At 64.5% G+C, this 22,254-nt stretch carries 22 protein-coding genes; 8 read left to right on the forward strand and 14 right to left on the reverse strand.

The window, feature by feature from the left end; all coding sequences use genetic code 11:
• Nucleotides 1-4 precede the first annotated feature (4 nt).
• Nucleotides 5-769 carry a response regulator gene (locus V6657_RS18470; protein WP_048935534.1) on the reverse strand — a complete coding sequence of 255 codons (765 nt, stop codon included), beginning with the start codon at nt 767-769 and terminating at the stop codon, nt 5-7.
• 393 nt (nt 770-1,162) lie between these two features.
• On the opposite strand from V6657_RS18470, the gene V6657_RS18475 reads away from it, so the two are divergent.
• Nucleotides 1,163-1,435 carry a hypothetical protein gene (locus V6657_RS18475; protein WP_048935535.1) on the forward strand — a complete coding sequence of 91 codons (273 nt, stop codon included), beginning with the start codon at nt 1,163-1,165 and terminating at the stop codon, nt 1,433-1,435.
• Between the two features lie 8 nt (nt 1,436-1,443).
• Here V6657_RS18475 and V6657_RS18480 read toward each other — a convergent pair whose 3' ends face one another.
• Nucleotides 1,444-2,310: a LysR family transcriptional regulator gene (locus V6657_RS18480; protein WP_048935536.1), complete on the reverse strand. Its 867-nt coding sequence runs from the start codon at nt 2,308-2,310 to the stop codon at nt 1,444-1,446.
• A gap of 102 nt (nt 2,311-2,412) precedes the next feature.
• On the opposite strand from V6657_RS18480, the gene V6657_RS18485 reads away from it, so the two are divergent.
• The 5 genes from V6657_RS18485 to V6657_RS18505 all read left to right on the forward strand — a co-directional run bounded on the left by V6657_RS18485 (nt 2,413) and on the right by V6657_RS18505 (nt 7,099).
• Nucleotides 2,413-3,039, forward strand: coding sequence for a LysE family transporter (locus V6657_RS18485; protein ID WP_048935537.1), 627 nt, complete (start codon nt 2,413-2,415; stop codon nt 3,037-3,039).
• 91 nt (nt 3,040-3,130) lie between these two features.
• Nucleotides 3,131-3,517 (forward strand): DUF2946 family protein, encoded by a 387-nt coding sequence (locus V6657_RS18490; protein ID WP_048935538.1) that lies wholly within the window; start codon nt 3,131-3,133, stop codon nt 3,515-3,517.
• Between the two features lie 76 nt (nt 3,518-3,593).
• Nucleotides 3,594-5,660: a TonB-dependent copper receptor gene (locus tag V6657_RS18495; protein WP_048935601.1), complete on the forward strand. Its 2,067-nt coding sequence runs from the start codon at nt 3,594-3,596 to the stop codon at nt 5,658-5,660.
• A 182-nt stretch (nt 5,661-5,842) separates the two neighbouring features.
• Nucleotides 5,843-6,403 (forward strand): HdeD family acid-resistance protein, encoded by a 561-nt coding sequence (locus V6657_RS18500; RefSeq protein ID WP_048935539.1) that lies wholly within the window; start codon nt 5,843-5,845, stop codon nt 6,401-6,403.
• Nucleotides 6,404-6,415: 12 nt separating this feature from the next.
• Nucleotides 6,416-7,099 (forward strand): phosphoribosyltransferase family protein, encoded by a 684-nt coding sequence (locus V6657_RS18505; protein WP_048935540.1) that lies wholly within the window; start codon nt 6,416-6,418, stop codon nt 7,097-7,099.
• Nucleotides 7,100-7,103: 4 nt separating this feature from the next.
• Here the strand turns inward: V6657_RS18505 and V6657_RS18510 are convergent, their stop codons facing one another.
• From V6657_RS18510 to V6657_RS18530, 5 genes are all read right to left on the reverse strand, one after another.
• Nucleotides 7,104-8,360, reverse strand: coding sequence for an MFS transporter (locus tag V6657_RS18510; protein ID WP_048935541.1), 1,257 nt, complete (start codon nt 8,358-8,360; stop codon nt 7,104-7,106).
• 750 nt (nt 8,361-9,110) lie between these two features.
• Nucleotides 9,111-10,136, reverse strand: coding sequence for an AI-2E family transporter (locus V6657_RS18515; RefSeq protein WP_048935543.1), 1,026 nt, complete (start codon nt 10,134-10,136; stop codon nt 9,111-9,113).
• Nucleotides 10,133-10,798, reverse strand: coding sequence for a DUF1345 domain-containing protein (locus V6657_RS18520; protein WP_137884796.1), 666 nt, complete (start codon nt 10,796-10,798; stop codon nt 10,133-10,135). The genes V6657_RS18515 and V6657_RS18520 overlap by 4 nt, the downstream gene beginning before the upstream one ends.
• Nucleotides 10,799-10,878: 80 nt before the next feature.
• Nucleotides 10,879-11,196: a hypothetical protein gene (locus tag V6657_RS18525; protein ID WP_048935545.1), complete on the reverse strand. Its 318-nt coding sequence runs from the start codon at nt 11,194-11,196 to the stop codon at nt 10,879-10,881.
• Between the two features lie 129 nt (nt 11,197-11,325).
• On the reverse strand, nt 11,326-11,790 hold the full coding sequence (locus V6657_RS18530; protein WP_021193515.1) for a hypothetical protein: 465 nt from the start codon (nt 11,788-11,790) through the stop codon (nt 11,326-11,328).
• 423 nt (nt 11,791-12,213) lie between these two features.
• On the opposite strand from V6657_RS18530, the gene V6657_RS18535 reads away from it, so the two are divergent.
• Entirely contained in the window at nt 12,214-12,381 is a 168-nt protein-coding gene (locus tag V6657_RS18535; RefSeq protein ID WP_182601026.1) for a DUF6726 family protein, read from the forward strand.
• Between the two features lie 363 nt (nt 12,382-12,744).
• On the opposite strand, the gene V6657_RS18540 is transcribed toward V6657_RS18535, so the two are convergent.
• Nucleotides 12,745-13,281: a GNAT family N-acetyltransferase gene (locus tag V6657_RS18540; RefSeq protein ID WP_048935546.1), complete on the reverse strand. Its 537-nt coding sequence runs from the start codon at nt 13,279-13,281 to the stop codon at nt 12,745-12,747.
• 155 nt (nt 13,282-13,436) lie between these two features.
• Between V6657_RS18540 and V6657_RS18545 the strand changes: the two genes are divergently transcribed.
• Nucleotides 13,437-14,414 (forward strand): DedA family protein/thiosulfate sulfurtransferase GlpE, encoded by a 978-nt coding sequence (locus tag V6657_RS18545; RefSeq protein WP_048935547.1) that lies wholly within the window; start codon nt 13,437-13,439, stop codon nt 14,412-14,414.
• 381 nt (nt 14,415-14,795) lie between these two features.
• On the opposite strand, the gene V6657_RS18550 is transcribed toward V6657_RS18545, so the two are convergent.
• From V6657_RS18550 to fliF, 6 genes are all read right to left on the reverse strand, one after another.
• The gene (locus V6657_RS18550) at nt 14,796-16,400 is read right to left on the reverse strand and encodes a flagellar hook-length control protein FliK (protein WP_048935602.1); all 1,605 of its coding nucleotides are present in this window, start codon (nt 16,398-16,400) and stop codon (nt 14,796-14,798) included.
• A 38-nt stretch (nt 16,401-16,438) separates the two neighbouring features.
• Nucleotides 16,439-16,909, reverse strand: a complete 471-nt coding sequence (gene fliJ, locus V6657_RS18555; protein WP_048935548.1) for a flagellar export protein FliJ — start codon at nt 16,907-16,909, stop codon at nt 16,439-16,441.
• 94 nt (nt 16,910-17,003) lie between these two features.
• Complete coding sequence (fliI, locus tag V6657_RS18560) at nt 17,004-18,455, reverse strand: flagellar protein export ATPase FliI (protein ID WP_048935549.1); 1,452 nt, start codon at nt 18,453-18,455, stop codon at nt 17,004-17,006.
• Entirely contained in the window at nt 18,445-19,188 is a 744-nt protein-coding gene (fliH, locus tag V6657_RS18565; RefSeq protein WP_048935550.1) for a flagellar assembly protein FliH, read from the reverse strand. The genes fliI and fliH overlap by 11 nt, the downstream gene beginning before the upstream one ends.
• A 41-nt stretch (nt 19,189-19,229) precedes the next feature.
• On the reverse strand, nt 19,230-20,222 hold the full coding sequence (gene fliG / locus V6657_RS18570) for a flagellar motor switch protein FliG (protein WP_338755481.1): 993 nt from the start codon (nt 20,220-20,222) through the stop codon (nt 19,230-19,232).
• Nucleotides 20,219-22,054 (reverse strand): flagellar basal-body MS-ring/collar protein FliF, encoded by a 1,836-nt coding sequence (fliF, locus tag V6657_RS18575; protein WP_048935552.1) that lies wholly within the window; start codon nt 22,052-22,054, stop codon nt 20,219-20,221. Before fliF ends, fliG begins: the two co-directional genes overlap by 4 nt.
• Nucleotides 22,055-22,254 lie beyond the last annotated feature (200 nt).

The raw sequence follows: 22,254 nt of genomic DNA on the forward strand, positions 1-22,254 counted from the left end.
ACCGTCAACCCAGTTCCTTGGCCGTCGTTCGGATGGCAGCTCCTGTCAACTTGTCTACGGAAACACTAAACACGTAGCCTGCACCGCGGATCGTGCGGATGACCGAGGGATGCGCGGGGTCGGGCTCGATCTTTCGCCGCAAACGCAAAATCTGGACGTCGATCGAACGGTCATAAACGTCATCGTAGAGCCGGCTCGATTCCAGAAGCTGGTCTCGGGACAGCACATGCCCCGGCGCAGCGAGAAACGCGTTCAGCAGGCAGAACTCGCCGTTGGTCAGCTCGACAGCGGTACCTGCCGGATCGGTCAGCTTTCGGGTGCCGATATTGAGTTCCCACCCTGCAAACCGATAGGCCCTCGCATCGGTGGTTCTTCCGACCGACGGCGCCATCGCACTGGCGCGTCTGAGCAGCGCACGCACACGTGCCAGCAGCTCACGAGAACTGAACGGCTTGGTCAGATAGTCGTCCGCACCCAGTTCGAGGGCCATCACGCGGTCGGCTTCATCGCGTTTGCCCGAGACGATCATGATGGGAAGGTTTGACTGCTCACGCAGTGCGCGCGCAATCTGCACGCCATCCTCGCCAGGCATGCGCAGATCCAGAATCACGAGGTCAATGGCGAACATCTCGAGCGCCACATTCATCTCTTTTCCGCTGGATGTAGCAGTGACCCGGATGTCGTTTTCGCCAAGGTATCCGGTAAGCAGTTCGCGGATCGCGGGATCGTCATCGACGACCAGCACATGAGGAAGATTGTCGTCCGCCATCGCGCGAGCACATGAAGTCAATCTGTAGAAAGAATAGCGCCAGCATCAACATTCAGACACCCGGCGCGTCGTGCTTGCAGCCGCGGATTCTGATTACCTGATCAACGATGCAAGTCGCTGCCAAGCCACCTCTCTTGTGCAGGCGGCTCGCCACGGTTGCCGCTATTGTCGTTTGCAAATCGGCGGCGTGGCACATCGGAAGACGCAAACGCCGGTGAATAAAGCTCACGGGTTGCGTGCGCGGATTTTTACGGCGCCGTCTGATGTGTCCACCAGCGCCGGGCATTGAGTCGCCAATCGCATGAGTTGAGTCACCCGATACAACACCGTCCTTGAATTCCGCAAATAACTGTATATATTTACAGTACTTGTACATTCATACAGTTAATCGCCATGGACGACCTCATCCGCATCGAAAACGAGTACGACCGCCAAACCGTGACGTGGCTGCGCAATCGCCTGGGCGACCAGGCCCTCTGCGAAGTCATCATGCGTATGCAAGGACACGGTCGCCCGTATGTGTCAGAGGTGTGCCGCACGCTGGGTGTGACGCGTCCGCCATATCAACGAGTCTCGCGCGCACGGCCACTCAACCGTGCCGTGGGCGAGGCGTATCTCGCCACCATCCGCGGCATTCTGGGCGCGGGCCGGCACGCGGCGGCATAACGGCAGCGTCAGTCTGACAACGAGGCGGCAGTCTCTTCACGCAGCCAGGCGAGCCATGCAGCAGCCGGGCTGTCGGGCGTAATCGGCACGCTCGACAGCAGGCAGTACGCAGACCCATCACGCCGGAAGCCGTCCGGCGCCACCAGTCGCCCATCTTTCAGGTCGTCACCCGCCATCAGCTTTGACGCGATAGCGGTGCCTTGCCCGGCCAACGCGGCCTGCAAGCTCAAATAGAAGTGTTCATAGCGCGCCTCGGGCAACCGCCCGCGCGGGCGCTGCATGCCGCTGATGCGCCACCACGTCTGCCAAGCGTCAGGGCGCGTGGCGGTGTGCAACAGACGTTTGCGCGCGGCGGCATCGGCATGCGGCGCATGCACGGGGCCAATCCATTCCTCGCAGATGGGCTCGGCGTGCACGTGTGCTGGCCATGCAAAGTCATTGCGGCGCAGGGCAACGTCGACACCCGTGCGCGCGAAATCGATCGGACCACCCGCCGCGAACAAGTGCACCTGGATGGATGGATGCCGCACCTGAAAGCGTGACAGGCGCGGAATCAACCACCGCATCGCCAGCGTCGGTTCGCACGAAACCACCAGCGCGGAAGACGTTGCGCGGCGTGCAATCCGGTCAAGGCTTTCTGTGAGGATGGAGAACGCATCGACTGCCGCCAAGCGCAGTTGCTCTCCCGCAGGCGTCAGGAAAACGGCCCGGTTGCGTCGCTCGAACAAGTCAACCCCCAGCGATTCCTCCAATTGCCGTATCTGTCGGCTGACGGCGCCATGTGTTACGTGCAATTCCTGCGCGGCGCGCACAAAGCTGCCGTGTCGCGCTGCGGCTTCGAACACACGCAAGGTATTGAGCGGTGGAAGTGCCATCTGTCAGTTTTTCTCACCGAAATACAGCATCATAAATCGATTTTCAGCGACGTCCCACTCGCCCAGAATCGGCGCATCCCCACTTTCCTTCGAGCGCCTGACATGGCCGAACTCTTTGCCGTTGCCGTCATCACCATCTTGGCCGTCATCAGCCCCGGGGCGGATTTCGCCATGGTCACGCGCAACAGCCTGCTCTATGGCCGGCGTGCTGGCGTGCTTTGCGCACTGGGCATTGCGCTGGGCGTGCAGGTACACGTGTTCTACACGATGTTCGGCGTGGGTCTGCTGATTGCGCATGCGCCGGCGCTCTTGCATGGCATCAAGCTGGTCGGCGCGGCGTATCTGGTGTGGATCGGTTGGAAGACGTTGTCGGCCAAACCGATGTCCGTGGGCAGGACAGCGGATGACGGCACGGGCAGCCACACGCTGTCGGCCGGCGCGGCGCTGCGCATGGGTTTTCTCACGAATGCGCTCAACCCGAAGACGACGCTGTTTGTCGTCAGTACGTACACGCAGGTTGTTCACCCCGGCACACCGCTGGCGGCACAGTTCGGCTACGGGCTCTTCATGTCGGTTGCGCACGCGGCGTGGTTTGCATTGGTGGCAACGGTCTTTGCGTCGGGCGCGTTGCGGCGCTCGCTGCTGGCACGGCAGCAGATGGTTGATCGCGTGATCGGCATGATCCTGATCGGGCTAGGCTTGGCACTGGGGTTCGCTCGGCTGGCGTAGTGCCTGCGGCACGGCGTCGCAGCAAAGTTATCGATTGCTGAGCCGGCAGTATCCTCGCGCGATGCCCGCCCGCCGCCTTGTCTGGAAACCTGTGCCCCGCCTGCATCTTGCCGGTGGGCGTGCGGTTGCGTGGGTACTGCTGTGGGCTTACCTGCTGGCCACCGCATGGATGCCGCTGGCGCATGCCGCACGCGCGCATGCCGAGCAATTGCCCGTGGTGCTGTGCTCCGCGCACGGCACGGGCGTGATGATCATCCCGCTGTCCGATCCGGGTGAGCGCAAGCGCGTCGAACAATCCATGTCGGCGCCGGCGTGCTGCGGCGCGTGCGTCGTCATGGCAGACATCGCGCCCACGCTCGATATCGATACGCCCAACGCGCCGGCCTTGCTGGGCAGTGTCAGCGCAACGGACATCCTCACACCTCACCTTGCCACTCCTGCGCCGCAACGGCGCGCCCGCGGCCCACCGCTGGGTTGATCCCCCATCTCAAGACACCTTCGCCCGCGCCGTGATTGCGGCGGCGGGCTTCACCCATTTCGTCTTTGTCTTTCTCATGAAGCTGGATCACCCACACTCCGGCCGGCACGCTGTTGCCCTGGCGGTTGCCGCGCTGTCGTCCATGTCCGTCGCCCACGCGGCGGAGCCCACGCCACCTGAAATCGACCTGGCGACCACGATGGTGATTGCACCGCCGCCATCGTCGCCGCTGACCATCGTCACCGACCCGAAATCCCCACGCCAGCCGCTGCCCGCCAGCGACGGTGCGGACTACCTCAAGACCATCCCCGGCTTTACCTCCATCCGCAGCGGCGGCACCAACGGCGACCCTGTGCTGCGCGGCATGTTCGGCTCACGGCTGAACATCCTCACCAACGGCACGTCGATGCTGGGCGCGTGCCCCAACCGCATGGATGCGCCCACCTCGTATATCTCGCCCGAGAGCTACGACAAGCTGACCGTCATCAAAGGGCCGCAATCGGTGATCTACGGGCCGGTCGGCTCGGCAGGCACCGTGCTGTTCGAGCGCAATACCAAACGTTTTACCGAGCCCGGCACGCGCTTTGACGGCAGCGTGGTCGGCGGATCCTTCGGCCGCAATGACCAGAACGCCGATTTCACCGCCGGCACACAGGACGCGTACGCGCGCATCACCGCCAACCACGCGCACCAGCAGGACTACAAAGACGGCAACGGCAACACCATCCCCTCGCAGTGGGACAAGTGGAACGTCGACGCCGCGCTCGGCCTCACCCCTGACGACCACACACGCCTGGAGCTGACCGCCGGCACCGGTGACGGCTATGCGCGCTATGCCGGGCGCGGCATGGACGGCGCACACTTCCGCCGCGAGAGCGTGGGCCTGCGCTTCGAAAAATCGCACATCGGTGAAGTCCTGCAGCGCGTCGAAGCGCAGGTCTACTACAACGATGCCGACCACGTGATGGACAACTTCACGCTGCGCAAACCCGACCCGATGAGCAGCATGCCGATGGGCATGGCCGCCGACGTGGGCCGACGCACGGTCGGTGGGCGCGTGGCGGCCACACTGCGTTGGGCCGATGCGCTGCAGCTCGTCACCGGCCTGGACATGCAGACGAGCCGGTTGCGCTCACGCAGCGGCACAGAGATGGTGTCGTACAGCAGCCAATCGTGGGTGCCCAGCGCCAGCTTCTTCAACACCGGCGCCTTTGGAGAGCTAACCTGGTTTGCAGCCGAGCACCAGCGCGTGATTGCCGGCGCGCGCATCGACCAGGCCAGCGCCCGCGACGACCGTACATCGATCAGCGGCATGATGGGCAGCCGCCCCAACCCCACCGCGGGCCAAGACCGCTCACGCACACTGCCCAGCGGCTTCGTACGCTACGAGCACGACATGTCCGGCGTGCCCGCGACGCTGTACGCTGGCGTTGGTCATGCGGAGCGCTTTCCGGATTACTGGGAGCTGATCTCGACGAGCATGGGCCCCACGGGCTCCGTCAACGCGTTCTCCGCCATTCGGCCAGAGAAGACCACGCAGCTCGATATGGGCGCGCAGTACAAGAGCGCGCGGTTTGATGCGTGGGTGTCGGCGTATGCGGGTGTGGTCAACGACTTCATCCTCTTCAACTACCGCCCCGGCATGATGGGGCCGAAGTCACAAGCCACCAACGTAGATGCTCGCATTGCCGGCGGCGAGATCGGCGGAACATGGCACGTGAGCAATGCATGGCGCGTCGACGGTGCGCTCGCGTATGCATGGGGACGCAACGGCAGCACCGGCCAGCCGCTGCCGCAGATGCCACCGCTGGATCTGCGCCTGGGCGTCGAGTATGAGCGCGGGCCATGGTCGGCTGGTGGCCTGTGGCGCGTGGCAGCGGCACAGCACCGTTACGCGTTGAACCAGGGCAACGTGGTCGGCCAGGACTTCGGGCCCAGCGCTGGCTTTGGTGTGCTGTCGCTGCATGCAGGCTATGCCGTCAGCAAGACCGTGCGCGTGGCGGTGGGCGTCGACAACGTGCTGAACAAGGCTTACACCGAGCACCTGAACCTGGCCGGCGATGCAGGTTTCGGCTTTCCGGCACGCACGCCCATCCCCGAACCAGGGCGCACCGCGTGGGCACGCATGAGCATCAAGATGTAGTGCGGTATTGCGCCGCGTGCACATTGCGCGAGGGAATTCGCCAAATGTGACCCCGTAGGCGCACAAAATCACCGCACCTGCATTGAGGCTCGCAACACTCTGCACTACCTTGGAACCATCAGCGATCGCACGCCGCGCCCGGCGCGCGGTCGCTTTTCGTTTTCGACCAAGGAGTGTTGTTCATGCTGCATACGCTTTCCAAGTTGTGGTGGGTGCTCGCGTTGCGCGGGCTGTGTGCGTTGGCCATCGGTGTTGGCGCGTTCATGGTGCCGGCGGCAACGCTGGCTGCGCTGGTTCTGGTATTTGGGGTCTACGCGCTGGTAGAGGGCGGCCTGCTGCTGGCAACGTCCTTTGGCGGCCAGCACCGCAGCCACGATCGCTGGCCCACCCTGCTGCAAGGGTTGCTGGGCGTGGCGGTGGGTGTGCTGACGCTGTTCAATCCGGCCATCACTGCGCTGGGGCTGCTGCTGTACATCGCCGCGTGGCTGCTCGCGCAGGGCGTGCTGCAGATCGTGGTGGCCGTGCGCCTGCGTGAAGAACTGCACGGCGAATGGTGGTTGATCCTTGGCGGCATCGCCAGCGTGCTGTTGGCGGGCATCCTGCTGTGGCGCCCCGAGGCGGGTGTGCTGGCCGTACTGTGGTGGATTGGCGCGTGGGCCATCGTGTGGGGCATCGCACTGATCTTTGCGGCGCTGCGTGTGCGCAAGTGGGGCCGCAGCGGCTCAGCACGCGCCTTCGCTTAGCGTCGTGCCGTCATGCGCGCGCCTTTTTGTGATCGATTCCGTGATCGCGCAGATGCCGGCCGGCAACTCGCCGCTGCGCTCGCAACGCTTGATCTGCCCGCGCCGCGCATCGTGCTGGCACTGCCGCGCGGCGGTGTGCCGGTCGGCTATGCGATTGCGCGGGCGTTGAATGCAACGCTCGGCGTGCTGCTGGTGCGCAAGCTCGGTGCGCCGTGGCAACCGGAGCTGGCACTCGGCGCGCTGGCCGATTGCGGTGCGGGTCTACCGCCGCATATCGAGTGGAACACTGAACTACTCGACGCCATCGGGCCATCGCAGGCCTACCTCGACGAGGTGACGGCGCAAGAGCTGGCAGAACTGGAACGCCGACGCACACGCTACGGCGTCGTGCCTTTGCCGCTGGCCGGTGCAACAGTCATCGTCACGGACGACGGCATCGCAACGGGGGCGACGATGCGTGCAGCCCTGGCTGCGGTGCGCCGTGCCAAACCCGGGCGCCTCGTGCTGGCGGTTCCCACTGCGCCAGAGACCACGTGGCACACGCTGCGCGCTGAAGTGGATGACGGCCGGTGCCTCATCGCCCCGCCCGACTTCAGCTTCCAGGCCGTCGGGCAGTACTACGGCAATTTCGATCAGACCGAAGACAGTGAAGTGATTGCGCTGCTGGCAGACGTCGCGCAACGCAATCCTCATTGAGCCATCAAGCGGTCTGCAGACGCTGCTTGCGCTCGATGTCCGGCAGGAACACCGTCAGCAGGCCGATGAGCGGCAGGAACGAACAGAGGTGGTAGACGTTGTAGATGTCGGTGGCGTCCGCCAGCTTGCCGAGCACGGCAGCGCCGATCCCGCCCAGCCCGAACGCAAACCCGAAGAACATGCCCGACACCATCCCCACCTTGCCGGGAATCAGCTCCTGCGCATACACGAGGATGGCCGAGAACGCCGAGGCCAGCACCAGCCCGATGATCACCGTCAGCACCGCCGTCCAGAACAGGTTGGCGTACGGCAGCATCAGCGTGAACGGCGCCACACCCAGGATCGACACCCAGATCACGACCTTGCGGCCCACGCGGTCGCCAATCGGCCCGCCCACAATCGTGCCCACCGCCACCGAGAACAGGAAGAGGAACAGGAACAGCTGCGAGGTCTGCGCCGACAGCTGGAACTTGGTGATCAGGTAGAACGTGTAGTAGCTGTTCAGGCTCGCAAGGTAGAAGTACTTGGAGAACAACAGCACGACCAGCAGCGTCATCGCAAACGCCACCTGACGGCCCGACAGCTTGACCGCCGCATGCGCGCGACCACCCGCCTTTCGGCCATGGCCCGCGGCACGTTCACGCTTGTACCAGCCACCCACGTGATAGAGCACGAAGATGGCGATGAGCGCCGCGATCGAGAACCACGCCAGGCTGTGCTGGCCATACGGCATGATGATGAGCGCCGCCAGCAGCGGACCCATTGCGCTGCCCGCGTTGCCGCCCACCTGGAACAGCGATTGCGCCAGACCGTGCCGGCCACCCGAAGCCATGCGCGCCACACGCGACGATTCCGGATGGAAGATCGACGAGCCCGTCCCCACCAGCGCTGCCGCCAGCAGCAGCGTGCCAAAGTTGGGCGCCACCGACATCAGCAGCAGCCCCACCAGCGTAAAGCCCATGCCCACCGACAACGAATACGGCTTCGGATGCTTGTCGGTGTACAGCCCGACCATCGGCTGCAGCAGTGACGCCGTGATCTGATACACGAGCGTGATCAGCCCGATCTGCGAAAAATCGAGATGGAAGTTGCCCTTGAGCAGCGGATAGATCGCCAGGATCAACGACTGCATCATGTCGTTGAGGAAGTGCGCGAAGCTGATGGCGCCGATCACGCCAAAGCCGGTCTTGTCTGCCTGCGCGGCCGGGGGCGCCGCGGGGTTGGCCAAGTCAGCAGCCGTGCCGTTTGCGGTGGTTTGCATGATGTTTTTTTGGAGAAAGGAATTCAAGCGAGGAGCGCTCAATCATGCGCTCAAACGGTGCAGGCTTGTTGCCGCAAATTCGACAATGATTAGTGCAAACCAGACAATTTATTGTCCAGGCAGAAGCGTCACCATACACGGCGCCGTTTCAATGCAATCCCTCGCTCAAACGCCCGCAAACCCGCGCCGCGCTTGCCTCGGCAGACAGCTAACCCGTTAGCCATTTTCGTGTACGAGGCTCGTCCGTTCGTAGCATGGCTCGCTAGGAGGCGCTTTCTATACTCGCCAGCATGGACTGCGGTGCGACACAAGCAACGCGAACAACGCCAGCATCGACAGCCAGACGGACCCGGCGCATGCCCAGCACATCAGCCAAGGCACGCGCACGATCTGCACACCGAATCGGCGACCGGCACGCCAGGAATTGGCTGCCGCACGCCGGCCAGCCATGGGAGGGGAGCCATGAAGATCCTGATAACGGGAAAGCACTGCCGCGCGATGGGAGACCTCTTCTATCAGGCCTTGCTCGACGACCGCGTCATCTGCTGCTTCGTGACCTCCGAAGCCGTGGACGTGACCGGCAACGCCATGCATCCGTCGCCCGCCACCGCCTCCCCGTGTACCGACCCTCGGCTCGCTGACGTCTCTCGGTCAGCGAGTTATTGCGCGCCCCTCGTCCCGTAGGGCGCGCTCTTTTCTGCCGATGCCGTCAGCGCGGGGGCGCTGGCGGGTCACCCCGGAACAGACGCTTCAGCCGATCAGCCCGGCATCCGTCAGTTCGCGTTTCATGTAGGCGTACAGCACCGGTGCGGCAATCACACCGCCCACCCCGAACAGCGCCTCCATCACGATCAGCGCGAGAATCAGCTCCCAGGCACGCGCATCGATGCGGCTGCCGATGATGCGCGCATTCACGAAGTACTCCAGCTTGTGCACCACCACCAGGAAGACGAGCGACGCCACCGCCAGCTCCAGCGACGCCGTCACGCTCATCAGCACGATGGCCGTGTTGGAGATCAGATTGCCTGCCACCGGAACCAGCCCGGCCACGAAGGTCAGCAGGATCAGCGACTTGGAATACGGCACGTGCTGCCCGAACAACGGCAGCGCCCCCAGCAGGTAGATGGCCGCCAGCGCCGTGTTAAGCGCGGAGATCTTCACCTGCGCGAACACCACCGCCTCGAACGCGGCCGTCAGCCGCCCCAATCGGTTCAGCAGGGCCGCAGCCAGCGGCTTGTGACGCGCCGGATCCGGCGTATCGGACCACGCCACCATCGCCCCCAGGATCAGCCCGACCAGCATCAGCGCACTGGCACGCAACCCGTCGATACCGATGGTCGACACTTGGTGCCCGTGCTCCTTGAGCATCTGTACGAGCTGCACACGCAGCTCAGACACGGACTGCGGCACATAGTCGACCACCGCCGCCGGCAGCGATTCGCGCAGGTTGTCGAGCACATCGGCAATGCGCGTGAGCATGCCCTCAAGCCCGTGGCCGTGTTCGACCAGGCGGCCGATCCCGATGCCAAGCCCGGCAAGAATCAGTGCCGCGATCAGGAACACACCGCCCACCGCGATCGCCTTGGCGCTCTTGGACAGCGTGCGCCGCTCACGCAGGCGCACCTCCAGCTTGCGCGCGAGCGCATGGACAAGAAAGCCGGCAATGGCGGCCGGCAGCAGATGCAGCCATAGCACAGACGCGATCATGGCGGCCACCAGCACATAGCTGACGGTATCAATGGTGCGGGAATGCATGGGCGGAGGAAGCATCGTCATGAGAACAGGCCGGCAGCGATGTTGATGGAGAGCGCGAGGATGCTCGTATTGAAGAAGAACGACAGCAGCGACTGCCCGAGCACCGCCCGCCGCATGGCGCGCGAGCGGATAGCGACGTCGGCCGTCTGGCTAGCGACCGCGATCGTAAAGGAGAAGTAGAGAAAATCCCAGTAATCGGGCTCGATCTCCCGGTCGGGAAACACCAGCGTCGGCTCGTTCGGCTTGTGGTAGTACAAATGCGCGTAGTGCACGGTAAACATCATCGGCACCATCAGCCAGGCACCTACCACCGTCACGCCGGTCAACGCGTAGTGCCACGCCTGTGCGTGTCCCGCTGACTTGGCCGTCACCAGTTCAAAGGCAATCGCCACCATGCTGGCGACCACGCCCAGGCAGACCACCGCCAGCACCGCAGAGGCACGCTCATCCTCACGACGGGCCACCGCGCGGATACGGCGCGGGTCGGCCTTGAGCATCATCACCGAGACCAGCACCAGATACGTCCACACGGCAACGTCCCAGCCGAGCAGCGCGCGTGTGAGCCAGCCGTGCGCGGTCGGCATCAGCACAGCAACAACGATGCCCAGCGCGAACGCACCCAGCAGGCGCGGCCGCGATGAGGCGAAGCGGGGGATCGGAAAGGACTCGTCCTGCGGGTTCACATGGGCCTCGTGCGTGCGTTCTGGCAAGGCGACATGGTAGCTGCTCAGGCTTGAACGCCCAATGCCGGTTCAGGGGCGCGTCAGGACGACGTGAGCATCGACGCGAGCGAACGCTTGCACTTCTCCTTCACGCGCTCGTGCGTCTTCAGTTGCTCGGCAGTGATGATGGCTTCCGGATAGACGCGGCACATGCCGACGATGGCGATATCCAGCGAGTCCGACGAGCCGGCCTGGAACTCGAACTGCTCGAGCACCGTGTCATCCGTATCGCGCACGGTGATCTGGAACGGGCCGGGGGTGACGAAGGTGGTGCAACCGGCCAGCATCGTGGCCGCCGCAGCCAGAGCGATGCACAGCATAGAACGGGTTTTGCCAACAAGGCGGCGGGCACGGGTCATCGAGAGCTCCAGGCGTGAATGCCAGTCAGACGCGGCGACACTATATCGGTTCACAAAAACAAAAACGCCCGCAAATGCGGGCGCTCTTACGAATTATGTGCGCTGGGCGTCTTCGCCCAGGCGACGGCCTCAGGCATTGGCACCGTCGGTGAACGTGTTGAACTTGTCGCCAACCTTGGCACCTTCCGTGTAGGTATCGAACTTGCCAGCACGGGCCAGTGCACCTTCGGTGTACGGATCAAACTTGCTGCCAGCCTTGGCACCTTCCGTGTAGGTGTCGAACTTGCCGGCGCGGGCCAGTGCACCCTCGGTGTACGGATCAAACTTGCTGCCGGCCTTGGCGCCTTCCGTGTAGGTGTCGAACTTGCCGGCACGTGCCAGTGCGCCTTGGCTGTAGACATCAAATTTGTCGCCCACCTTTGCACCTTCGGTGTACGGGTCGAACTTGCTGCCTGCCTTGGCGCCTTGCGTGTAGACGTCAAAACGTTGGCCGGCTGCGGCGCCTTGGGTGTACACGTCGAACTTCGTAGCGGCCAGGGCGGGCACGGTGGCCAGGGCGATCAGGGCAGCGATCAGGGTGCGTTGGGCTTTCATGATGTCTTCTCCAGATGGGCGCAGCGCGTCGGGCAGATATCCGGTACTTCTCTTGGACTGTTTCGCTGCGGCGCCGCATTCGATGGAGTCATCGTAGGCGAGCCTGTTCAGACAATAAATGTCGCGACAGACAATTTATTGTTGCTATATTAGAAATTACGGGAAAACCCGCATCACCATTGGTTTTGTGGCTTGCAGCAAGGCGTAGCGGGTTTGTTTGCGCAAACGGAAGATGTGACTTTTCTGGCAAAAGCCAGCTTTGTGCGCCCGCCGAACGGTTCGGGTTGCTTCACCTTCGTGCGGCGCACCAACTGCATGTGCGCCGCACAGATTGTCATTTCCCGATACAAACACGCACAGGTTTGTAGGCGGGCCTGTGCCACACTGCGCGACATTCGCTTTCGACTTCTTTATCCCCACACGATGAAACGCTTTCTGCTGGCCGTAGTCCTTCTTGGCACCGCACTCCTCTCTGGCTGCGGCGTGGTGGCAGCGCCTTGCCGGATCGCCTCGGCTGGGCTGAAGATGGTGCCGCTGGTGGGGCACGTGGCCGCAGCCCCCACCGATGCCTGTGCGGACATCATCGATTGAAAACAAGAGGCGCACGTCATAGTCCTGCGTACCCACCTATCCGGGAGCGACAAAATTGCATTCGCGAACTGATCGTGTGGGCTGAGGGCCAGGCCAGCCACAGCGATACCCAAGAGGGCTGTGGCGAGTCGATAAGCGTCACTTCGTCCGCCTGCTCTTGGGATAGGTCTGTAGAACACCGCAGACCGCAGGCATGGCTAGTGCCGATCGCAACATAGAGGCCCCGCTCGAGGTGACCATGAGATTCCGCGACACCGGAATCTACAGCTTGTCGATGCGCAATTTGGGAGTAAGCGCAACGGAGTGAATATCACGCTCCCTAATAGCGATGTCACGGCGGTGCCCAATTCACGCCACGACCTATTACAACGCTCGCTGCATGAGCAAGCAGTCGAGCCAACGCTCGAACTTGTAGCCCACCTTCTCCAGCACGCCCACCTCGCGAAACCCGCAGCGCGCGTGCAGCTTGGCAGACCCAGGGTTCTCATACCCGCCGCCCACCACGGCCACCATCTGCTTGAACCCGCGCGCCTGGCATTCCGCAATGAGCGTCTGCAGCAACAGCGTACCGACACCCCGCCCCTGCGCGGCCGCATCCAGGTAGATCGAGTCTTCCACGGTATTGCGATACGCCGGCCGCGCGCGGTGTGGGCCAGCGTAGGCGTAGCCGAGCAGTTGACCGTCGGCCTCGGCCACGATGTAGGGCATGCCAACATCCTGCAGCGCCTGGAAGCGTCGCGTCATCTCGGTCAGGTCGGGCGGGTCGATTTCAAAGCTGGCTGAACCGAACAGCACGTGCTGCGTGTAGATGGCGACGATGACCGGCAAGTCAGCCACCGTGGCCGGGCGGATGCTGATGGCGAGGGCAGCGGAAGCGTGAATGGGCGATGCGGAGGACATGGCGACAAATGCGAGCGCGAAAGCATCATTGTCGTGCCAATTTCACATGGCAGACATGTCCCCCAGCGTGGCAGGCAGGTATGTCTATCGGACGACGCCGGAATGCGGTAATTTGGCAGACGCATTTGCCACGCAGCGCGCCCTCCCGTCTTTCTATGCACGACCTGTTTCCCCTCCTCGCTGAATACGGTGCACTTGCCGTGTTCCTGAACGTGTTGCTCACGCAGGCCGGTGCACCGCTGCCCGCGGTGCCAACACTGCTGGTGGGCGGCGCGCTCACCATGATCGGTCCCCTGCACTTCATGGAGCTGCTGCCCGCTGCCGTCTCCGGCGCGCTGCTGGGCGATGCCCTGTGGTACGTGGCCGGCAGGCGCTACGGCCGACACGTGATGGCGCTGCTGTGCCGCGTGTCGCTGTCGCCAGATTCCTGTGTGCGGCGCACGCGCACGCAGTTCGAGCGCTGGGGTGCGCCGCTGCTGTTGATCTCGAAGTTTGTACCGGGGCTGTCGACGGTGTCTTCCGCGCTGCTGGGCACGATGCGCACGCCATTCAGCGTATTCGCGGGGTACAACCTGGCCGGCTCAGCACTCTGGGCGGCAATCTGGCTGATGCTCGGGCGCATGGCGCATGACAGCATCGACCAGGCGCTGCGCTTGCTCGACCAGCTTGGCAGCCGCGCCATCGCGCTGATCGTGGTGCTGGCAGCGCTCTACGTGGCTGGGCGTTGGCTGCAGCGCTGGCGTTTTCGCAAGATGCTGGAGATGGTGCGCATCTCGCCCGACGAGTTGCACGCGCTGATCGAATCGGGCTCAGCGCCGGTCATCATCGATGTGCGCAGCGACAGCTCGCGGCAACTGCAGCCGCAGCGCATTCCGGGCGCGATGCTGTACGACATGTCGAGCAAGCACAACGCCATCGAGATCGACGGCCCCGACCGCGAAGTCATCATCTACTGCGCCTGCCCCAACGAAGCCTCCGCCATCATGGTGGCGCGCACGCTGATGGGCCGCGGCTTCAAGCACGTGCGCCCGCTGCACGGCGGCATCGATGCTTGGGTGGAACGCGGCTACGGCGTGGAGCACGTGATCTCCGTATCGCCGGACACACTCACCGCGGCCGAAGCGCGCGCCTGAGTTCACGCCTTTTGTGGCGCCACACAGTCGGGCGCCACAAAAACAAAAAGCGCACCTTTCAGTGCGCTCTCCCGTAAGTACGGCAAACATGCGGTGCGCCAGCCCCCCGGCTCGGACACGCCGCATCGGTCCGTTTGCATCCACCCGAGGGCGGATGTGGCGAAGTGATCCCCGTTTGATCCCGTCTTCGCCGGTCGGACTTGACCCCCTTGTTATTCATCGCAAAGCCACCGTTGCTGCCGGTGCATTCGCGTTGTTATTTCCCGTCCTTTTCTCTACTTTCGTCGCCTTAACTTTCGTCACTCAGGCTGGCCATTGTCATGGCACTTCTGAGGAGTAACGGCAGGCCTTAACAGAACTTTAGGCATGGGCTCGCTACGCTCATGCAAACGTGTCGATGGCGCCGTCGTGACCGGAAGCACGCTGCGGCGCGGCGGCCACGGTGCTGGTGATATCCGCACGACCTTGCGCGTTGCTGCCATAGCGGCTGCCACTACCACCACTGCCACTGCCCGAACCGTTGCCCTGTGCCGACGCGCCTTGCCAGGCACCCTGCTGCTGGCTGAAATCGCCCGTGCTGACCGTCGTTTGCGCAAGCTGCATGCCGCCTTGCTGCATGGCATCACGCAGACGCGGCATGGAGTCCTGCACGAGTTCGGCCACGGCCTGGTGCTGGCATACGAAGCTGGCATTGACGGCACCGTTGTCGACATCCAGCTTGACATGCAGCCCACCCAGTTCCGCCGGGTTCAACTGCAGTTCGGCCGACGACTGACGGTGCACCTGCATGAAGGCAAGCTGGCTCGCCATGCTCTGTGGCCAGGCCGCGTCGCCAAACGTGGGCAGCGTGTGAACCTGCGCCGGCGTGATGGCGGCGCCGGCAACATTGCCCGCCGCGCCCGCGGTGCCAACCGCAAAGGTCGGCGCCGCAGCGATGGCATTGCCATCCGCACGCGCCAGAACGCCCTGGAACTGCGTACCACTGCCCTGTGCATCCGCCTGCGTGCCGGTGTTACCACCATTGCCCGCGCGGCCGTTGGCATCGGCCACGGCAGCCGCGGCGGTTTGCGAGACGTTGCTTTGCGTGTTGGATTCCGCACGCTTGGGCAAGCCATGCTCGCCGTTGGCGTTTTGCGTTGACGCGGCACTGCCAAGCTGGCGCACCGCAGGCGGCGTGTTGTCAGACACGGCACGCGTGCGAGCCAACGTCTGGGCCAGCGTATTGCCGTCGGGCAGCGGCGTGGCAGGCGGCGTTGGTGTGTTGTCGTTGGCGGCGGCGCCTGCGGTCTTGGCACCCTTGGCCGCCTGCAGCGCTGCCTGACCAGCCGGCGTAGTTGCGGCGGCGGCACCCTGCGCGCCATTGGCGGCAGCGTTCAGTGCGGCCAGCGCGGCGGCATCGGCTGCGTTTGCGTTGCCGGTGCCTTGTGCAGCCGTGGCGTTCGTATCGGCATTGGTATTCGACTGCGTGCCGAGCCGCGTCGCTGGCAGTGTTGTTGCCGATGCGGCAGCGGTCTGCTGGGCGACTTGCTGAGCCGCCTGTTGAGCCGCTTGACGTGCAGCCTCGATCTGCGCGGCCAACTGCGCGGCCGGATCCACAACGGCTTGCGCCGCAGCGGCATCCAGGTCCTTGGCATCGGCAGGTTGCGTCGGCTTGGCGCTGGCAGCGTCCTGCGTGCCGGTTGCCGGCACGGTCTGAGGAAGCGCCGTCGCAGCCGGTTTGATGTCTTGGCTATTGCGCGCGCTGGCGTTTGCAGCGTCCTTGCGGGCGATGTCTGCGCGGCGGCTGGCGGCATCGTCAGCCGCCGACTGTGCATCGGCACGACGACGCGCGGCATCCTGCGCCATGCGATCTGACAGCAGGTTGCCGAACATATCGCCGTTGGACGACGACGCACTCTGCGACTTGTCGGCGGCAGCATTGTTGCTGGCAGACAGCATGCCGCTCAGGTCTTGCGCGGCGGTGTTGGGGGTAGCACTCAAACCCACGTTGGCTCCGTCTTCCATCTGCGTACGTGTACGCTTGTTCAGTTGCCGCCCTGCGCCGCACGCATGCGGATCACCTTGGCGGCGTGTTCGTCGTTCTCGCGCTGGTCGCGGCGCTCCTGATCCAGGCGCTGTTCTTCGATGTGACGCTGGCGCAGGATGTCGAACGATTGCTCGCGGCGCTGCTTCTCGATCCAGTTGGCGCGGCTCGCTTCGAGCTGGTTCTCCAGCGCGTTGATCGTGCCCTTCTGCTGGTCCACGGCGGCGCCCAGCCGGTCAATGAATGCGGTGTAGTTGCGCAGGCGCGTGATGTCGATGCCACCCTCGGCGTTGGCCGTGTTCAGCATCTGCTGGTGATAGTTGTTGCGGTAGTCGGACAGCAGGGCCAGCTTCTGGGTGGCGGCCTCGCGCGTGTTCATCAGGCGGCCGACTTCCTGCGTGGCTTTTTCGGTGTCCTTCTGGGCCAGTTCCAGCACCGTATTGAGGCGGAACGGCTTACTCATGGTGGTCATGGTCGAACCTCCAGATTTCCACTACATCAACCCATCGGTTACAAGCTGCCTGGCTTTAGCCCGAGGCTTTGGCCAGGCTTACGTCTTCACACTGTCAAGCGAGCACCGCGTTCATCTTCTCCAGCGTGTGCTCACGGCTTTCGTTCTCAAACATGCCTTGCTGCAGAAACGCCTCCATGTCGGGATAGCGGGCGATGGCCTGGTCGGTCATCGGGTCGCTGCCGCGCGCATAGGCACCCACCGCAATCAGGTCGCGGTTGCGCTGGTAGCGGGCGTAGAGCTGCTTGAAACGGCGGGCGGTATCGAGCTGCTCGCGCGGCACGATGGCCGACATCACGCGGCTGATCGACTGTTCAACGTCGATGGCCGGGTAGTGCCCCTGCTCGGCCAGCTTGCGCGAGAGCACAAAGTGGCCGTCCAGAATCGCGCGCGCGGCGTCCGCAATCGGGTCCTGCTGGTCATCGCCTTCGGCCAGCACGGTGTAGAAGGCGGTAATCGAGCCACCGCGGCCGCTGGCGTCCACCATGCCGTTGCCGGCACGCTCCACCAGCGCGGGCAGCTTGGCAAACGCCGAAGGCGGATAGCCCTTGGTGGCCGGCGGCTCGCCGATGGCCAGGGCGATCTCGCGCTGCGCCATCGCATAGCGTGTGAGCGAATCGACGATCAGCAGCACATTGCAGCCGCGGTCGCGGAAGTACTCGGCGATGGTGTGTGCGTAGGCGGCGCCCTGCAGGCGCATGAGCGGCGAGTTGTCAGCCGGCGCGGCCACCACGGCCGAGCGGGCGAGACCCTCCTCACCGAGGATTTCGTCAACGAATTCCTTCACTTCGCGGCCGCGCTCGCCGATCAGGCCAACCACCACCACGTCGGCCTGCGTGTAGCGGGCCATCATGCCCAGCAGCACGCTCTTACCGACGCCGGAGCCGGCAAACAGGCCCAGGCGCTGGCCTTGGCCCACGGTCAGCAAGCCATTGATGGCGCGCACGCCCACGTCGAGCACATGCTCGATCGGTTTGCGCTTGAGCGGGTTCAGCGGTGCCGGGGCCAGCGTGCCCCAGGCCAGATCTTCCTGCGGCCCCAAGGGGCCCTTGCCGTCCAGCGGCTCGCCGTTGGCATCCACCACACGGCCCAGCAGGCGCGGGCCCACGGGCAGGAACTTGCTGTGCGCGATGGTCGGGTCGGCGGCGTCGGTCGGCACGTGCTGCGGCTCCAGCGGGAACACGCGCGCGCCGGGCACCACGCCCACCAGATCCGTCTGCGGCATCAGGAAGGCGCGCTCTTCAGCAAAGCCCACCACTTCGGCCAGCACGTAGCGTGCTGCCCCGCTTCCGTTCGGCAGTTCCACACGGCAGGCGCTGCCCACGGGCAGCTTCAGGCCGACCGCCTCCATGACCAGGCCAGCCACGCGCGTGAGCTTGCCGCACGTCACCACCGGGCGGGCCAGGCGGGCACGCTGCGCGGTCTGGCGCAGGTGCGCCTGCCACACGCGCACGTTGGGGTTGTTGGCAGCGGCTTGGGCGGTGGAGTGCACGGTCTCAAGCGACATGGAGCGCGCCTCCTGCCACACGCTCTGCTTCGGCGCGCTCACTGGCGATCCACGCGGTATCGCGGCCCAGCGCGCGGGTCAGTTCTGCCCAGCGGGTCTGCAGCGTGGCATCGGTCTCGCCAAAGCGGGTTTGCACACGGCAGCCGCCGCGCTCGATGGCGGCGTCAACGATGATGGTCCAGCCGGCGGCAGCCAGCTCAGCACCCAGCATCTGGCGAATCAGTTCGGCATCGTCCGCATGCACGCGCAGCATGGCGGGTGCCGGTGCGGTGGGCGCATCGCCCAGTACCTCGCGGACGAGCGGCAACACACGCTCGGGCTGCGCATGCAACGCACCCCGCAGAAACTGCTGCGCGAGCTGCAGCGCCAAGTCCACCAGCTCGTCGGCAACGTTGCCATTCAGTTGATCGATCGCGTCACGCACGGACTGCATCAGCGCCGCGATCTGCTTGGAATCTTCCTCGCCCTGGCGACGGCCTTGCTCGAAGCCATCCTGGAAGCCCTGGGCAAAACCATCGCGACGGCCTTCGTCGCGGGCAGTGGCCAGTTCGGCATCCAGCATCGCCTGCCATTCCTCTTCGGACATCGGCGGCTCTTCGGGTTCGGCCTCCGGCGGCGGGGGCGGCGGCGCGGCTTCAGCGGCGGCCTGCTTAGCCTGGCGCTCGAAGTCGGTCGGCTCCCATGGCTGGTATTCGACCAGCGTATCGCGCGGAATGATCGGCGGGCGCGGCATCTCAGCGCTCCATCACGAACAAGGAAGCCAAGCGCGCGCGATCAGACATACGCGTCCTCTGCCTTGCGGCCGATGGTGATTTCGCCCTCGTCGGCCAAGCGGCGCGCGATCACCAGAATCTCCTTCTGCTGCGCTTCGACTTCCGACACCTTGACCGGGCCGAGCACTTCCAGCTCTTCCTTGAGCATCATGCCGGCACGCTGCGACATGTTGGCGAATACCTTGTCGCGGAATTCCTGCTTGGCCCCCTTGAGCGCCACCACCAGCACTTCCTGGCTGACCTCGCGCAGCAGCGTCTGCAGGCTGCGGCCGTCCAGGTCGATCAGGTTGTCGAAGACGAACATCTTCTCGACGATGGCGTCGGCCAGTTCCGGATCGCGCGAGCGCACGCCTTCGATGACGGCGGACTCCACCGCGCTCGGCACCAGGTTGAGGATTTCTGCCGCCGTGAGCACGCCACCCATCGCGTTCTTCTTGCGGTGGTCGTTGCCTTGCAGCAGCTTGGTCAGCACGTCGTTCAGTTCGCGCAGGGCGCTCGGCTGAATGCCGTCGAGCGTGGCAATGCGCAGGATGGTGTCGTTGCGCAGGCGCTCGGTGAAATAGGTCAGGATTTCCGAAGCCTGGTCGCGGTCCAGGTGCACGAGGATGGTGGCGATGATCTGCGGGTGCTCGTTGCGGATCACTTCCGCCACCGACGATGCATCCATCCACTTCAGGCCTTCGATGCCGCTGGTGTCACCGCCCGAAAGGATCCTGTCGATGATGTTGGCGGCGCGGTCGTCGCCCAGCGCCTTGCGGAAGACGGTGCGGATGTACTCGTTGGAGTCCACGTCCAGCGGCAGGTCTTCAGCCTCGACAAAGAAGGCGTCAAAGGCGTCGAGCACGCGCTCGCGCGAGACGTTCTTGAGCGCGGCCATGGTGGCGCCCAGCTTCTGCACTTCGCGCGGGCCCAGGTGCTTGAGCACTTCGGCGGCTTCGCTTTCGCCCAGCGACATCATCAGGATGGCGCTGCGTTGGAGTCCTTCGGCGCTCATTCGTTACTCACCCATTGCTTGATGACGGCCGCGACGGCGCGCGGGTTCTGCTGGGCGACACGACGCATCGTCTCCAGCTTCTTCTCAAAGTCGTTGTTCTTGAGCTGCGGCAGGCTGTCGGGCATTTCGCCTTCCTCACCGGTGGCCGCCGACGGACCTTCCAGCTCCGGCCCGGCCGAAGCCGCGGCACCAGTGATGATCGGTGCGTTCGGGTCTTCGCCTTCGCGGCCCACAAAGGTGGGCGTGGCGGGCTCGGCCTTCTTGCCCATCGAGCGGATCGCCGGGCGGATCACCCCAAACACCAGGATCAGGAAGCCGATCGCCAGCGCCAGGTACTTGGCCCCTTGGATTGCGTACTGGATCATGTCCGGCTGCTTCCACAGCGGCAGGTCGTCCTTGGCCACCGGCAGCGTGCCCGAGAACTGGCTGTTCACCACGTTCACGGAGTCACCACGCTTGGCGTCAAAACCCACGGCATCCTTGACCAGCGCGTTGAGCTTGGTCATATCGGCGTCAGACAGCGGCTTCCAGGTCTTGCCATCGGCACGGTAGTTGACCACCACGGCCACCGACAGGCGGCGCACGGTACCGACTGCGGCGCGGGTGCGGCGCACGGTCTTGTCGACTTCGTAATTGGTGGTGGTGTCGCGGGTGCTCGACGAGTTGCCGCTGGTGGTCGTGCCGGTGGCGCCTGTATTCGCACCTGCGGCAGCGGGCTGCTGCAACGGCTGGCCATTCGGGCCCGTGGCGGCCGGTTGCGATGCCGGTGCCGGCGCGGTCGGCAGCATGCGCGGCGCGGTCGGCGGCTGGTTGGACAGCGCACCCGGCACACCACCCTGGGCGTCGGCCTTGTTCTGCGTGGCTTCAGCGGTATGCATGCTGCGCACGGCAGCGTTGGCCGGGTCCTGGTTCGGACGGTACGTCTCGGCCATCTGTTCGGTGTTGTCCAGATCGACGTCGGCCGTCACCTGGGCACGCACATTGTCATCGCCCACCACGGGGCCGAGGATGGCCTCAATGCGCTTGATATAGCCCTGCTCGATCTCGCGCACGTAGTTCAGTTGCGTCGGGTCCAGGCCCGAGGCGTTGTCCTGGAACGCGGTCGACAGCAGGCGGCCGGACTGGTCGACCACCGTCACGTTGGCCAGCGGCAGGTTCGGCACGCTGCTGGAAACAAGATGGCCGATGGCCTGCACCTGCGAGCGATCCAGCATACGGCCCGGATACAGCGTCAGCAGTACCGAGGCGCTGGGTTTGGCCTGCTCGCGCACGAACACCGAGGGCTTGGACAGCGCCAGGTGCACGCGGGCGGACTGCACCTCTTGCATGGCCTGGATGGTGCGGGCCAGCTCGCCCTCCAGGGCGCGCTGGTAATTGACCTGCTCGGCAAACTGGCTGGTGCCGAATTTCTGGTTTTCCATCAGCTCGAAGCCGGCCAGGCCGCCCTTGGGCAGCCCTTGCGACGCCAGCTTCAGGCGCGTCTCGTGCACATTGGCCTCGGGCACCATGATGGCCGTGCCGCCGTTGGCAAAGCGGTACGGCACGTTCATCTGCTGCAGGGCAGCAATGATGGCGCCGCCGTCGCTGTCGCTGACGTTGCTGAACAGCACGCGGTAGTCAGGGGCGCGGCTCCACAGCATCGCAGCCGCAATCACAGCCACCAGCGCGGCCCCGCCGATCATCATCAGCAGACGCGGCGACAAACGGCCGAGCGGGCCCAGAGAGCCCAATGCTCCCCCGTTCTGGCGCGTCATCGCGCCTTGGCCCACCGCCGGCATATCGACCGTACCGAGCGTGTCGGCGACAGCAACCGAATCGGCTGTCGTTGGCATCCCAAATCTCCTGACTGACTGCGTTGCTGGAGCAACCAAACCCGCAAAAAGGGCAAAGCTCCGTGGTTGCCATTATCGGCAGTGGGTAGGCAAGCAATTCGGCAAGAAGAGGGCCTTTTCCCGCTCTTTTGGGCGCTTGGGAACGGCAGGCGGGCGGCTACCTTTGCATCACCGTGGCGCCATAGCGGCCCGAAGTTCGC

This window comes from Ralstonia sp. RRA (assembly GCF_037023145.1).
Classification (GTDB): Bacteria; Pseudomonadota; Gammaproteobacteria; order Burkholderiales; family Burkholderiaceae; genus Ralstonia.